Annotated in this window: 13 protein-coding genes; 1 reads left to right on the forward strand and 12 read right to left on the reverse strand. The window is 37.7% G+C overall.

From position 1 onward, the window contains the following. Positions 1-58: 58 nt before the first annotated feature. The 6 genes from pnpS to citZ all read right to left on the reverse strand — a co-directional run bounded on the left by pnpS (position 59) and on the right by citZ (position 6,580). On the reverse strand, positions 59-1,594 hold the full coding sequence (pnpS, locus tag MKY49_RS16405; RefSeq protein ID WP_341386686.1) for a two-component system histidine kinase PnpS: 1,536 nt from the start codon (positions 1,592-1,594) through the stop codon (positions 59-61). Next, positions 1,591-2,307: a response regulator transcription factor gene (locus MKY49_RS16410; RefSeq protein WP_274794063.1), complete on the reverse strand. Its 717-nt coding sequence runs from the start codon at positions 2,305-2,307 to the stop codon at positions 1,591-1,593. The genes pnpS and MKY49_RS16410 overlap by 4 nt, the downstream gene beginning before the upstream one ends. Before the next feature lie 52 nt (positions 2,308-2,359). Further along, the gene (locus tag MKY49_RS16415; protein WP_274794064.1) at positions 2,360-2,800 is read right to left on the reverse strand and encodes a MaoC/PaaZ C-terminal domain-containing protein; all 441 of its coding nucleotides are present in this window, start codon (positions 2,798-2,800) and stop codon (positions 2,360-2,362) included. 206 nt (positions 2,801-3,006) lie between these two features. Beyond that, positions 3,007-3,945: a malate dehydrogenase gene (mdh, locus tag MKY49_RS16420; protein ID WP_312506600.1), complete on the reverse strand. Its 939-nt coding sequence runs from the start codon at positions 3,943-3,945 to the stop codon at positions 3,007-3,009. 177 nt (positions 3,946-4,122) lie between these two features. Continuing rightward, a complete protein-coding gene (gene icd / locus MKY49_RS16425) occupies positions 4,123-5,385 on the reverse strand; it encodes an NADP-dependent isocitrate dehydrogenase (RefSeq protein WP_274794066.1) in 1,263 nt (420 codons plus the stop codon). A gap of 79 nt (positions 5,386-5,464) precedes the next feature. Further along, entirely contained in the window at positions 5,465-6,580 is a 1,116-nt protein-coding gene (citZ, locus tag MKY49_RS16430; protein ID WP_274794067.1) for a citrate synthase, read from the reverse strand. A 249-nt stretch (positions 6,581-6,829) separates the two neighbouring features. On the opposite strand from citZ, the gene MKY49_RS16435 reads away from it, so the two are divergent. Further along, entirely contained in the window at positions 6,830-7,795 is a 966-nt protein-coding gene (locus MKY49_RS16435) for an AI-2E family transporter (protein ID WP_274797366.1), read from the forward strand. Here the strand turns inward: MKY49_RS16435 and MKY49_RS16440 are convergent. The 6 genes from MKY49_RS16440 to MKY49_RS16465 form a co-directional block, all read right to left on the reverse strand. Beyond that, a complete protein-coding gene (locus MKY49_RS16440) occupies positions 7,779-8,168 on the reverse strand; it encodes an FxsA family protein (protein WP_274794068.1) in 390 nt (129 codons plus the stop codon). The two genes, MKY49_RS16435 and MKY49_RS16440, sit on opposite strands and share 17 nt — an antisense overlap. Before the next feature lie 216 nt (positions 8,169-8,384). Then, the gene (pyk, locus tag MKY49_RS16445; RefSeq protein ID WP_274794069.1) at positions 8,385-10,145 is read right to left on the reverse strand and encodes a pyruvate kinase; all 1,761 of its coding nucleotides are present in this window, start codon (positions 10,143-10,145) and stop codon (positions 8,385-8,387) included. Between the two features lie 26 nt (positions 10,146-10,171). Beyond that, positions 10,172-11,131: a 6-phosphofructokinase gene (gene pfkA / locus MKY49_RS16450; RefSeq protein ID WP_312506602.1), complete on the reverse strand. Its 960-nt coding sequence runs from the start codon at positions 11,129-11,131 to the stop codon at positions 10,172-10,174. A gap of 322 nt (positions 11,132-11,453) precedes the next feature. Further along, on the reverse strand, positions 11,454-12,410 hold the full coding sequence (locus MKY49_RS16455; RefSeq protein ID WP_274794071.1) for an acetyl-CoA carboxylase carboxyltransferase subunit alpha: 957 nt from the start codon (positions 12,408-12,410) through the stop codon (positions 11,454-11,456). Next, the gene (gene accD, locus MKY49_RS16460; RefSeq protein WP_274794072.1) at positions 12,403-13,260 is read right to left on the reverse strand and encodes an acetyl-CoA carboxylase, carboxyltransferase subunit beta; all 858 of its coding nucleotides are present in this window, start codon (positions 13,258-13,260) and stop codon (positions 12,403-12,405) included. Before accD ends, MKY49_RS16455 begins: the two co-directional genes overlap by 8 nt. A gap of 24 nt (positions 13,261-13,284) precedes the next feature. Then, positions 13,285-13,926, reverse strand: a complete 642-nt coding sequence (locus MKY49_RS16465) for a FadR/GntR family transcriptional regulator (protein WP_274794073.1) — start codon at positions 13,924-13,926, stop codon at positions 13,285-13,287. Positions 13,927-13,932 lie beyond the last annotated feature (6 nt).

Below are 13,932 nucleotides of genomic sequence, written 5' to 3' on the forward strand. Positions count from 1 at the left end.
TACTAACAAGTATAGTACCCAAATATGAATGGAACATGTTATTCATGTTAAGGAATTGTTAATTTTTCGGAATCATGACAATCATTTTCGTTCCTATTCCGACTTCACTTTCCACTTGAATACGACCATGATGGGCCTCTACAAGATGCTTTACAATCGCTAGCCCTAAGCCTGTACCACCTGAATTTCGACTTCTTGCACGGTCCACACGATAAAACCGCTCAAAAACGCGGGCGATTTCATGCTTTTCAATGCCAATTCCTTGGTCCTCTATTTCTATAATGCCATATGTTTCATTTTCCTTTAAACGGATGGAAACGGTTGTGTTTTCAGGAGAATATGTAATAGCATTAGTAATTAAATTCGTCACAATTTGAATAATACGATTGGCATCTCCCATCACTTGGACATCCCTTTCAATGTCCACTTGGAAACTCATATTTTTCTCATCTAAGCGTGGTGCTGTCAACTCTGCTCCACGGATTAAAACATCCTGCAAGCCCATTGGCATAATATTGACAGTAAAGCCATGTTGCTCAATCTTCGAAAGCTCTAATAAATCTTGAATGAGCATTTGAAGTCGATTACTTTCTTTATAAATGATCTCTAGGAAGGAGATCAGCATTTTTTCATCTTTATAGGCTCCATCCAGTAATGTTTCAGAAAAGCCCTTAATTGAAGTAATAGGTGTACGTAATTCATGCGAGACATTAGCAACAAAGTCTTTACGAATTTGCTCTAATCGAACAAGTTCCGTAATATCATGCATTACAATTACAACACCAAGCCATCTTCCATGGTCGCCAATGACAGGAGCCCCGTATACTTCTTTATTGTAAAACTCCTGTTGTATTTCCATTTTAATTTGTTGTCGATAAGGCATTTCAGTTAAAAATACATGATCAATAAATTGCTCCAATGATTTCGGTAAGCCAATTGTACGAAAAACTTTGCCCTGTACTTCATCAAGCTGCATACCAAATCGCTCTAGAAATACCCGATTGACTATAGAAATATTCCCCTCTCGCCCGATCATCATGAGAGAGCTTCCCATATTTTCAATTAAGGTTTTCAATCTTTCTTCTTCCACTTCTCGTATTGTCGTAATATCCTGCAGATTACGTGCCAAAATGTTTATAGAATGGCTAAGTGGTATCATACGTTCATGTTCATTTTCTTGAGCACGTGCACGATAATTCCCTTTTGCAAGCTCAAGTGCCGTCTCTGTGACGTTATCAATCGGTGCAGTGAAATTACGAATCATATAGCGACTTATAATGGCAATTAAAATCAAAGTGATCGTAAAAAGAATAGCCAGTACTAAATAGAGTCTGGTACGCACATACGTTAGCACAGATTCCTCTTGACCTTTGCTCTGTACGGCATACAATGCTTCTTGATCTTCCTTGGATAATTTAATCTTGCGCTCATCTATTACTTGATCCATGGACGCTTGTATTTGTGCGTTTGTTTGTTCATGGTATTGCTTGATATAAACAGGAAAAAGCTGACCTATAACAATCATTAGGACAGCTAGTATCGTTCCAAGTAAAAGCATGAATGTCAAGAATAAGCGTTTGCTCATTGATTTCATGTCGTTTTCGGCTCCTCAAATTTATAGCCTAGACCCCTGATTGTTTTAATGAACATCGGCTTACGGCTATTTTCCTCGATTTTATCGCGAAGGTGGCTAATGTGTACATCCACTATTCGAGTATCGCCAGCAAAATCGTATTTCCATACAGCACTTAACAGCTGATCACGCGTTAGTACACGATTTTTATTTTCAAGTAAGTATATGAGTAGCTCAAATTCTTTCGGCGTAAATTCCAGTGCCTCGTCTTGCAAAAAGACTTCAAAACGCTCCGGAAACACACGTAATTGGCCAAACTCATACATTTTCTCTTGTGGTTCATCCTTATCATCAGCCACAACGTTTTGTGTGAAACGTCTTAATACAGCCTTGACACGCGCCAATACTTCACGGGGACTAAAAGGCTTGGTCATATAATCATCTGCTCCTAGCTCAAGACCAAGAACTTTATCAAATTCGTCATCTTTAGCAGTTAACATAATAATAGGCGTATTCATACGTTGCTGTCTGATTTGCTTACATACCTCCATACCATCTAGCTTTGGAAGCATCAAATCTAAAAGAATTAAATTTGGCTGTAAGTCGATCGCTTTTTCAAGTCCTTCTTGACCATCAGCAGCCGTTTCGACAGCGTAACCTGCCTGTTCTAAATTATATTTCAATAATGTTGCAATCGAAAATTCATCTTCAATAACTAAAATCGTTTTTGTCATGTATAATGCCTCCGTTAGTGATTTGAAACCCCCATTTCAAATCTCAAGACGTCTATAATGCAAGTGGTGGAGTCACTAGCAACATACCTTCAATCACAAGCTGCTTTTGCTCATTATAGGAGTGTACAGACACAGTAATTGTATTGTCGTATTTATTGACTGCCGTTACCTCTAATAGCGTATCAAACAATTCATAATGATAGAGTGGTCCTAAATATTTTAAATGTTGCTCAATAATTCGTGCACCCGGTCCAGGAATATACTTTGACACAGCTGATGTAATAATTCCATTTAACATAATTGTCGGCACAATTGGCTTCTGAAAAGGTGTCATTGCCGCGTAGTCATGTTGAATATAAAGCGGGTTACTATCGTTTGTAAGCCCTAAATACAGCAATAAATCCCTATCTTCAATTTTTTCAGTTATATGGATTTTCTCGCCAACTGTTATTTCATCGATTGAAAGACCAAGTTTACCATTTTTTTGAAGCAAAGATACGCCAACCCCTTTTCTATCATATTACATTCATAGTATCAATTTTATGCCAAAAGTACAATGAAAAGCAGAAGAACAATAGCCTAAACAATATTTGAATATAAAAAAACGAGCAGGAATCATTCCTACTCGTTTTCTATTTTTCGAGTGTATTGAACACACTCGCAAGAAATCTGGACACCTTATGACGAGTCATAATCAAATTACACTAAAATTTTCATCACTTGACGGACGGCATCTGCCGATTGGTCTAAAGCCGCCTTTTCTTTATCTGTTAACTGAAGCTCAAAGATTTTTTCAATGCCATTGGCCCCTAATAATGTGGGAACACCTAAATATAAATCATGATAGCCATACTCGCCTTCTAAATAAGCAATGGAAGGAAGAATACGTTTCTGATCTTTTATAATTGCTTCTGCCATTTCGATCAGAGCCGCAGCTGGTGCATAATACGCTGAGCCGTTCCCAAGCAGGTTGACAATTTCAGCTCCACCGTTGCGCGTACGGTCAACAATCTCTTCTAAACGTTCTGCAGAGATTAACGTTTCTAATGGAATCCCACCTGCAAATGAATAACGAGTTAACGGTACCATTGTGTCACCATGCCCACCTAATACAAAGCCTGTAATGTCCTTTACGGAGATATTAAGTTCTTCCGCCACAAATGCACAGAAACGAGCCGTATCAAGAACACCCGATTGACCGATAACACGGTTTTTAGGGAAGCCTGTTTCTTTATATACTGTATACGTCATGGCATCAACTGGATTTGTCAGTACAAGAATTGTGGCATTTGGTGAATGCGTTGCAATCTCTTTTGAAACAGTTTTCATGACACCTTGATTGATTTGGACTAAATCATCACGACTCATGCCTGGTTTACGTGCAACACCAGCAGTAATGATGACTACATCAGAATTAGCCGTATCTGCATAATTAGATGTACCTTGTACAAAAGAATCAAAACCTTGTATTGGCGCTGCTTCCCACATATCTAAGGCCTTCCCCTTAGTTGGGTTTTCAGCTTGTGGAATATCCACTAAAACAACATCACCAAGTTCTTTCTGAGCTGCTAAAAATGCTGCAGTAGCGCCTGTAAAGCCGCCACCAATTACTGAGATTTTTTTACGTTTCAGAGACATTTGAATACGCTCCTTTAAAATTAGGTTATATATTTTAAAAGAGGGAGGAGATATACATCTCACTCCCTCGATTAAACAAGTTTATCGTAAATATTAAATTTAATTTACTTTCACCCTAATTATATCGGCAGAATAAAACATCCGCTTTAGCGATAATTCTTATTGTAGAATAGAAAATTATAGGTTTTTGATTAACTCATTCGCGAATTCTGAACATTTCACTTCTGTTGCTCCGTCCATTAAACGTGCGAAGTCATAAGTTACAACTTTAGAAGAAATTGTTTGCTCAACAGATTTAGTGATCATGTCAGCAGCTTCTTGCCATCCTAAGTGTTCAAGCATTAATACACCTGAAAGTAATACTGAAGATGGGTTTACTTTATCTAAGCCAGCATATTTTGGTGCTGTACCGTGAGTAGCTTCGAAGATCGCATGTCCAGTTACATAGTTAATGTTCGCACCTGGAGCGATACCAATACCACCAACTTGTGCAGCTAGTGCATCAGAAATATAGTCACCATTTAAGTTCATTGTAGCAACTACATCGAACTCAGTTGGACGAGTTAAGATTTGTTGTAAGAAGATATCAGCGATAGAATCTTTAACTAGGATTTTACCTGCTGCAAGTGCATCAGCTTGAGCTTTGTTTGCTGCTTCTTCACCTTGTTCAGCTTTAATTGCATCGTATTGGTTCCAAGTGAAAGTTTGATCAGCAAATTCTTTTTCTGCTAATTCATAACCCCATTTTTTGAATCCACCTTCAGTGAATTTCATGATGTTACCTTTATGAACTAAAGTAACAGATGGGCGTTTGTGTTTAATTGCATATTCGATAGCAGAACGTACTAAACGCTCAGTACCTTCTTTAGATACAGGTTTTACACCGATACCAGAAGTTTCTGGGAAGCGGATTTTGTTTACACCAAATTCAGTTTGTAGGAAGTTGATGATTTTTTGAGCTTGTTCTGAACCAGATTCGAATTCAATACCAGCATAGATGTCTTCTGTGTTTTCACGGAAGATAACCATATCAACGTCTTCTGGGCGTTTAACTGGAGAAGGCACTCCATCAAAGTGACGTACTGGACGTAAGCATACATATAGGTCAAGTTGTTGACGTAATGCTACGTTAAGAGAGCGGATACCACCACCGATTGGCGTAGTAAGAGGACCTTTGATTGCAATTAAGTATTCGTTAATTTTGTCTAAAGTTTCTTGTGGTAACCATTCACCAGTTTGGTTAAATGCTTTTTCACCAGCTAAAACTTCTAACCATTCGATTTTCTTTTCACCGTTATAAGCTTTTTCTACTGCTGCGTCGATTACGCGTGATGCTGCTGCCCAGATATCTGGACCAATTCCATCACCTTCGATGAAAGGAATTACTGGATTATTTGGTACATTAAGTACGCCATTTTCAACTACAATTTTGTTTGACATTCTGTTGCCTCCTAAATTCATAATCATAGGACTGTGTTAGTGATAACACAGTCCCAAACATTCTAGCATATTTTCCAAATTAGCGCTCGCTGATTGGAACATATTTTTGCATGCCTGGTCCAACATACTCAGCACGTGGACGGATTAGGCGGTTATTTGCATATTGCTCAAGGATGTGTGCCACCCAACCTGAAGTACGTGATACTGCGAAAATTGGTGTGAACAGGTCATGATCAATACCTAAAGAATCATACACTGACGCAGAGAAGAAATCTACGTTAGCAGGTAATTTCTTTTGTTCCACGATCATGTCATGGATTTTAACTGACATTTCATAAAGCTCTGGTTTACCAGTTAGTTCAGTTAATTTTTGAGACATTACACGTAAATGTGGTGCACGAGGGTCGCCTTTGCGATAAACGCGGTGACCGAAGCCCATGATTTTTTCTTTGTTGTCTAATTTATTTTGAATATAAGATTCAACATTTTCAAGTGAGCCGATTTCAGATAACATCTTCATAACTTGCTCATTTGCTCCACCATGAAGTGGTCCTTTTAATGCGCCGATTGCCGCAGTTACACCAGAATAAACATCTGATAATGTAGCTACACATACACGTGCTGTAAATGTAGATGCATTTAACTCATGGTCAGCATGTAATACTAATGCTTTATCAAATGCTTCAATTTCAACTGCTGCTGGCTCTTCACCTTTAAGCATGTATAAGAAGTTTGCAGCATATCCTAGTTCAGGTTTTGGTGCAACTGGCTCTAAGCCTTTACGAACACGTGCAAATGCAGTTACTACTGTAGCAATTTTAGCTTGAAGACGAATTGCTTTGCGGTAGTTTGCTTCTGGATCCATAACATCCGCTTCTTCATCGAATACACCAAGTAGAGATACTGCAGTACGTAGTGCAGCCATTGGATGTACAGTTGAAAGTGGGTATGTTTTGAATTGATCGATAATCGCTTGCGGAATTGACATGTTGTCTGCCAATTGTTGTTTTAATTCAGCTAGCTCGTCCTCTTTTGGTAAACGAGTATGCCATAACAAGTAAATTACCTCTTCGAATGACGCATTTTCTGCTAAATCATCAATGTTGTAACCAACATATGTAAGTGTGTCATCGATAATTGAACTGATTTTAGATTCCGCTGCTACGATACCTTCTAAACCTTTAGTTGCTGACATAAATTATCGCTCCCTCATATTTATATTTTGTTGCAAATGCGTTTTTTATCTTGCATTTGCGGATTTTGCTCATATGAACCATTAAGTAAATCGCTTACATTGCTATTATAATCATTTTTGACAGCTTTGTGAATGAAAATCCTCCAAATAAAGAAAAAGACGTCCGAACGACTATATATTTGTCCTAAAGAGGTTGTTTTGTATATTTTGACATTAATTTATCATTTAGTTTGGGGTGAATATGTAAAAATGAGGAATTTAAAGTATTTTTCATACGAAAGAACTACAAGTATTTTGCTTTTTATTTTTTATTTAGTAATACTTTGGTTTGTGTTACCTGTTTCTCTTGCTATTTTTTTATCATTTTCGACGTATCCTATTATAAAATTTCTGCATAAATATTGTAAGGTTGCCTATTGGATGGCAGCAATTATTGTGGAAGTATTAATATTAACTTGTATTTTTCTACTTGTCGTCATATCCATCAACAGTATTATTGTAATATTTCCTGAAATTAGAGAAACATTACTTAATTTCCCGCTTTTTAGTGAATATGAATCCATGTTTGTACAAGTGTTAAAGGAAAAATCACTGTCGATTTTTGATTCGATCATCGTCTACACAGCAGATCTTTTCCAATTATTGATGAAGCACGTCATTGAGGTATTTATCTTTTTAGTTGCTTATTATTTCGCTTTACTAGAAACACGTAAATCACGGTACTGGTTTTTCCGATATGTGCCCAAAAAATATCGTCAAGAATGGCAATCTCACTTCGCAAAAATGATGCAACTTTTTCATTACTTCTTATTTGTGGAGTTTCAATTATTCACAATTACTTTATTTATTCTTTGTGCTGGATTTATGATCCTTCAGTTTGAACAAGCCATCATTAAAGCTTTCATTGTAGCATTTGCAGATGTACTACCATTTTTCGGAATTGGTGTTTTCCTTGTACCAATGAGTATTTATTTTTATTTCAACGGCAATACATTTTTATGTGTAGCCATTTTACTATTATATTTATTTGTACAATTAACAAGGCAGCTAGCCGATTCAATGCTTTGGTCCAATACACTTCAACTACGTACGTTCCATACATTTTTCATCAGTGCTGCCTCTATTCTATTGTTTGGCTTTTATGGAATATTGCTTAGTCCTATCTTTTTATTCTTAGCCGTAAAGCTAAAGGAAAACTCTATCTTTGAACGATAATAAATTGACCTTTTTTCATTTTTTTACGCATCCAGTAATAGACAATTGGTTGGAACATTTTTCGTGAAAAAGGCATGAGAAGTAGTAATCCAACAAGATCTGTTAAAAACCCTGGTAGCGCTAAGAACAAACCACCACCAAATGTTAATAGTGTATCAACCAAAGCAGCTCCTGGTGCCTCTCCTCTGGCCATTGTATTTTTTACATTTTGAATAGAATTCATACCTTTATTTTTCATTACATATATTCCAATAACGCTTGTTGCAACAATCAGCATCAATGTACTAAATACACCAATATTTTGTCCAATGACTATTAATAACGCCAATTCGGCTAATGCGTAGACAACGACACCAAGAAAAATTTTTCGCATATTTTTCCCCTCTCTACTTGAAAAAGCTATACCTTTTATACGTTATTATAGCCCAATTAGTTTCATAAAAAAATGAATGCCCTCACTTAAATAGAAAACCTGCCGTAGTTAGTAAGAGAAAAATAGAAGTTTACGGTATAGAGTAAAAATAGAGAGTGTACAACCCTTAGAAAAAGCTCTAGTACAACAAATCGCACTAGAGCTTTTTGTTAACTGTTAAAGAACACTTGCATGTCCTTTGTAAATAACACCTGTTTCAGCGTCCATTGTAATTTCTTGGCCATGACGAATTAATGTTGTAGCTTCTTTAACGCCAACTATTACTGGAATACCAAGGCTTAGTCCAACCACTGCTGCGTGACTAGTTAGACCACCTTCTTCAGTAATCAAACCAATGCAATTCTCTAATGCAGGCATCATATCACGATCTGAACCAACTGTTACGAGAATGCATCCTTCCGTATCGTAGGCAAGTGCCTCAGCGGCATTTTTAGCAACAACCGTTTTACCTACGACAGATGCTTTTCCGATCCCTTGACCTCGAGCGAGTAAATCTCCAATAATGTGTACCTTCATTAAGTTAGTTGTACCCGCTTCACCTACTGGCACACCTGCTGTAATGACAACAGCGTCACCATGTGTAACGAAACCATGCTTCAAGCTTTCATCAACAGCTAGTTCTAAAATTTCATCTGTTGTTGACACTCGTTGACAAACAATTGGGTATACGCCCCATACTAATGTTAATGTATTGGCTGTATTTGTAGAGCCTGTTACGGCAACAATTTGCACACCTGGTCGATATTTTGCGATCATTCTTGCTGTATTACCACTTTCAGTTGGTGCTAATACGGCTTTCACACCTAAATTGATAGATGTATAAGCTACCGCTTGTGAAATAGCCTCTGTCATATTAGCCTCTTTTTCACGACTACGTGTTGAAACAATAGAGCGATAATCTAATGAATTTTCTGTACGCTGAGCGATTTTATTCATCGTTTGTACAGATTCTACTGGATAAAGACCCGCAGCAGTTTCACCAGATAACATGATAGCATCTGTTCCATCAATAATTGCGTTCGCTACGTCACTTGCTTCTGCACGTGTTGGACGTGGGTTACGCTGCATTGAATCTAACATTTGTGTTGCGGTAATAACAGGTTTCCCTACTTGGTTACATTTCAAGATTAATTTCTTTTGTACAAGTGGTACTTCTTCCGCTGGAATTTCTACACCAAGATCTCCACGCGCAACCATTAATCCATCAGACACTAGGATAATTTCGTCGATATTATCGACACCCTCTTGGTTTTCAATTTTAGGGATAATTTGAATATGACTACCACCGTTTTGTTCAAGCAATTCACGAATCTCTAGAACATCCTTTGCACGACGAACAAATGAAGCTGCAATAAAATCAACGCCTTGCTCTATACCAAACAAAATATCTTGCGCGTCTTTTTCTGTTATACCTGGTAGCTGTACAGAAACACCTGGAACGTTAACACCTTTTTTATTTTTTAGAACCCCAGCATTTTCAACAATCGTATGAATTAATCCTTTTTCCATATCTGTTGCTAATACACGTAATTGAATAAGACCATCATCAAGTAAAATAATTGAATTTTGTTCAACATCTTCAATTAAGCGCTCATACGTGACAGAAAAGCTTGTCTCAGTACCTTCTACTTCAGTCATTGAAATATCAATCACTTGACCTGCTGTTAAATGAAGCTCTCCATTTTTCATATTATGTGTACGAATTTCAGGACCTTTAGTATCAAGTAAAATCCCTACTGGTTTATTTAACTTTTGTGCTACTTCACGAATTAACTGAATACGTCCCGCATGTTCCTCATGTGATCCGTGTGAAAAATTCAAGCGGGCTACATTCATACCTGCTTCGATTAATTTTTCTAAAGTTTCTGGTGACTCACTTGCAGGTCCAATTGTACATACGATTTTTGTTTTTCTCATTTTTGCCCACTCCGTTTTATAACAAATTATATTGATAGTTCTTTCATTAGTGTATAAAGGCTTACATCTGCCTCATGATTCTTTTCGAAAGCCTCTGGCATATCATAGTCAATAACTTGATGATTGCGAATGCCTACTGCTCGGCCAGCCTTACCTTCCATTAGTAACTCAACTGCATGTGCTCCAAATTGACTTGCCAAGACGCGATCTCGAGCTGTAGGTGAACCACCACGCTGAATGTGACCTAATACTGAAACGCGTGTTTCCTTTCCAGTTTTTTCTTTCAACAGCTTTGCTAGCTCACTTCCAGACATAACACCTTCTGCAACAATAATAATACTGTGCTTTTTACCACGTGCTGCTCCACGATCTAAGCGTGCTACAATCTCATCTAAATTATAATCTTCTTCAGGAATTAACACTGTTTCAGCGCCAGCAGCAAGACCTGCCCATAAGGCAATATCACCTGCATCACGGCCCATGACTTCTACAATGAAGGAATTTTCATGAGATGTAGCTGTATCACGGATTTTATCAATGGATTCAACAACCGTATTGAGAGCCGTATCAAAGCCAATTGTATATTCCGTTCCTGGAATATCATTATCGATTGTCCCTGGCACACCCACAACAGGGAAGCCCTTTTTCACTAAATCCATAGCACCTCGATAAGACCCATCACCACCAATGACAACAAGTCCTTCAATACCAGCAGCTCGTAAATTTTCAATGCCCCGTTGCTGGACAGCATCTTCTTTAAATTCTGGGCATCTTGCAGAATTTAAATGTGTACCACCTCGCTGGATAATACCACCAACTGCACCTAAATCAAGGTCTTCCATATTCCCTTTTACTAAGCCTTCATAACCATGCTTAATTCCGACAACATCAACTCCATGAAATGCTGCCTTACGAACAACCGCGCGAATAGCTGCGTTCATTCCAGGCGCATCTCCACCACTTGTTAATACAGCAATTTTTTTCATTGTCGAACCTCCTGCAGTTACTATTATTATTCACATTAACATGAAAAAACAAACTATGTAAGGGTTCTGGGGATACAAAAACATAACTTTTACATAAAAAATGAAAAGAATGCGCTTTCACACACTCTTTCCATTCCAAAACATCCTAAATCTAACATTTTTTCAAGAAGTCTGGCGTTTATTTTGCGCTGCTATCTTCTTTCATCTTTATAGCTTTTTAATATGTTGAGATACAAATTCTGTCTCTTTACGAGCAAATTTATGCCCTTCGTTTTTTTATACACAATCAGATAAAACATTCATTTGTTCATCATAAACAAGATTACGCTTCTGTATATTGTCCAATTTTTTTAAATTTTTCATAGCGATCTTCAATTAATTGTTCTCCATTTAGAGAATTTAATGCATGAAGAGTCTCACTAATGCATTCTTTAATAGCGAGAGCCTGTTTTGCAACATTGCGATGTGCTCCACCAATAATTTCAGGAATAATACCATCAATTACACCAAGCTCTTTTAAATCAGGCGCTGTAATACGCATTGCTTCAGCTGCCTGCTTAGCAAGACTACCATCACGCCATAAAATAGATGCTGCACCTTCAGGAGAAATAACCGAATATGTTGAATTCTCTAGCATAAAGACACGATTTGCTACACCTAATGCTAGAGCACCACCACTTCCACCTTCACCAATAACGATACTAATAACCGGTACTGTTAAGCCTGCCATTTCAACAAGGTTTCTAGCAATCGCTTCACTTTGTCCTCTTTCTTCTGCAGCTTTACCAGGGTAAGCACCCTTTGTATCAATAAAACAAATAATTGGCCGTTTAAATTTTTCGGCTTGCTTCATCAAACGTAAAGCTTTTCGGTAGCCCTCTGGATGAGGCATACCAAAATTACGACGGATATTTTCCTTAGTAGATTTACCACGCTGATGTCCTATAATAGTTACAGGCTGCCCTTCAAAAGTGGCAATTCCACCAAGAATCGCAGCATCATCACCAAACGTACGGTCACCATGTAATTCAATAAAGTTTTCGCACATTGCTTCAATGTATTGTAACGTTGTAGGTCGCTCTGGATGTCTTGCAACTTGCACACGATCCCAAGGCTTCATATTTGCATAAATTGATTGCTCAAGCTGCGATAAGCGCGTTTCCAGCTTTTCAATTTCACCTGACATATCTACATCTGCTTCTGCAGCAATTGTTTTTAGTTCATCAATTTTCTCTCGTAATTGTACGACTGGTTCTTCAAATGCTAAATTTTTAGACATGTTGCACGCCGCCTTTCGTATGCATTTTTACAAGTAAGGAAACTTGTTTGCGTAAATCTTTGCGATGGAAGATTGCATCAAGCTGACCATGCTCTAATAAAAATTCTGCAGTTTGGAAATCGCTTGGCAGTTTTTCTCTTACAGTTTCTTCAATAACCCGACGTCCTGCAAAACCAATTAATGCTTGCGGCTCTGCAATATTTATATCACCAACGGAAGCAAAGCTTGCAGAAACTCCACCTGTTGTTGGATGCGTTAAAATAGAAATGAATAATAAACCTTGATCACTATGGCGTTTTAAGGCTACGCTCGTTTTCGCCATTTGCATTAATGATAGTACACCCTCTTGCATACGTGCCCCGCCACTAGCAGTAAAGATAATAAACGGCACACCTAGTTCTGTTGCTTTTTCCACAGCGCGTGTAATTTTTTCACCTACAACTGATCCCATTGAACCCATACGGAAATGTGAATCCATTATCGCTACGACAATTTCTTCTCCATCTAACGTACCGACTCCTGTTAGGACAGCCTCATTCAAGCCAGTTTTCTCTTGATCAGCAGAAATTTTTTCTACATACGCTGGGAAATTAAGGGGATTACTTGTTTGTAAATGATCATCCATAGATTCGAATGAACCTTCGTCTAAGAAATAGTCCACACGTTCTTGAGCAGTCATTTTGAAATGGTGACTACATTTTGTACATACTTTATGATTTTTTTCTAATTCCTTTGTTAGTTGAATGTGACGACATTCAGGACATTTCGTCATTAATCCTTCTGGAAATGAATTTTCTTGTCCGTCCTCTTTCTTTTTTCGATTACCACTAAATAAGCTGCGTATTGCCATGTTTGACTCCCCCTTTGTTGTTGTCTAAATGCTTTGTACAGTATTCATCCACTGCTCATAAGCTTTTAATGCTTCTTTTTCATAACCAAGCTGCATCGATTTCAACATTGTTTGAATGATTAATTTTTCATCTTCTGTTGAGTTTCGATCTAATCGGTCGCCATCATATGCTGCTAATTGAAACCAGATTTTTAATGAAAGACGATTACCTGACGTAATTAATAATTCTCTTAAAATATCTCGACAATTAACAGTTCCTTCAATTTCTAGTTTCACAAAAAAACTATCCCACACAGGTAGTGTGCGAAGAATCTCTGTACAACTTATTACGCGAATTGCTTCCATTTCATGAATTTGTCGCGTTAATTCGACATCCTTTTTGGATTTTTCATCTTCTAGTATAAACATCGACAGTATCTCTACTAACTGATGCTTATGTGTAGACGCAAGAAATGTTCCACCACCATGTCTCGTTTCTATTAGCCCCAGCAATTCTAAGCTTCGCAAAGCCTCTCTCACAGAGGATCGCCCGACACCTAGACGCTCTGATAGAACGCGCTCGGATGGTAACTTTTCACCTGCTTGTATTTTTTCCATTTTAATGAGTTGACGTAGTTGTTGGACGATTTCTAAAAACACTTTTTTTTGTTCGGTTTTTTGATCCATACGACT

It is taken from the genome of Lysinibacillus sp. FSL M8-0134 (assembly GCF_038069745.1).
Taxonomy (GTDB): Bacteria; Bacillota; Bacilli; order Bacillales_A; family Planococcaceae; genus Lysinibacillus; species Lysinibacillus irui.

Coding starts and splice junctions, on each gene's coding strand:
- pnpS (WP_341386686.1), bottom strand. CDS start 1,594: ATGAAATCAATGAGCAAACGCTTATTCTTGACATTCATGCTTTTACTT.
- MKY49_RS16410 (WP_274794063.1), bottom strand. CDS start 2,307: ATGACAAAAACGATTTTAGTTATTGAAGATGAATTTTCGATTGCAACA.
- mdh (WP_312506600.1), bottom strand. CDS start 3,945: ATGTCTCTGAAACGTAAAAAAATCTCAGTAATTGGTGGCGGCTTTACA.
- icd (WP_274794066.1), bottom strand. CDS start 5,385: ATGTCAAACAAAATTGTAGTTGAAAATGGCGTACTTAATGTACCAAAT.
- citZ (WP_274794067.1), bottom strand. CDS start 6,580: ATGTCAGCAACTAAAGGTTTAGAAGGTATCGTAGCAGCGGAATCTAAA.
- MKY49_RS16435 (WP_274797366.1), top strand. CDS start 6,830: ATGAGGAATTTAAAGTATTTTTCATACGAAAGAACTACAAGTATTTTG.
- MKY49_RS16440 (WP_274794068.1), bottom strand. CDS start 8,168: ATGCGAAAAATTTTTCTTGGTGTCGTTGTCTACGCATTAGCCGAATTG.
- pyk (WP_274794069.1), bottom strand. CDS start 10,145: ATGAGAAAAACAAAAATCGTATGTACAATTGGACCTGCAAGTGAGTCA.
- pfkA (WP_312506602.1), bottom strand. CDS start 11,131: ATGAAAAAAATTGCTGTATTAACAAGTGGTGGAGATGCGCCTGGAATG.
- MKY49_RS16455 (WP_274794071.1), bottom strand. CDS start 12,410: ATGTCTAAAAATTTAGCATTTGAAGAACCAGTCGTACAATTACGAGAG.
- accD (WP_274794072.1), bottom strand. CDS start 13,260: ATGGCAATACGCAGCTTATTTAGTGGTAATCGAAAAAAGAAAGAGGAC.
- MKY49_RS16465 (WP_274794073.1), bottom strand. CDS start 13,926: ATGGATCAAAAAACCGAACAAAAAAAAGTGTTTTTAGAAATCGTCCAA.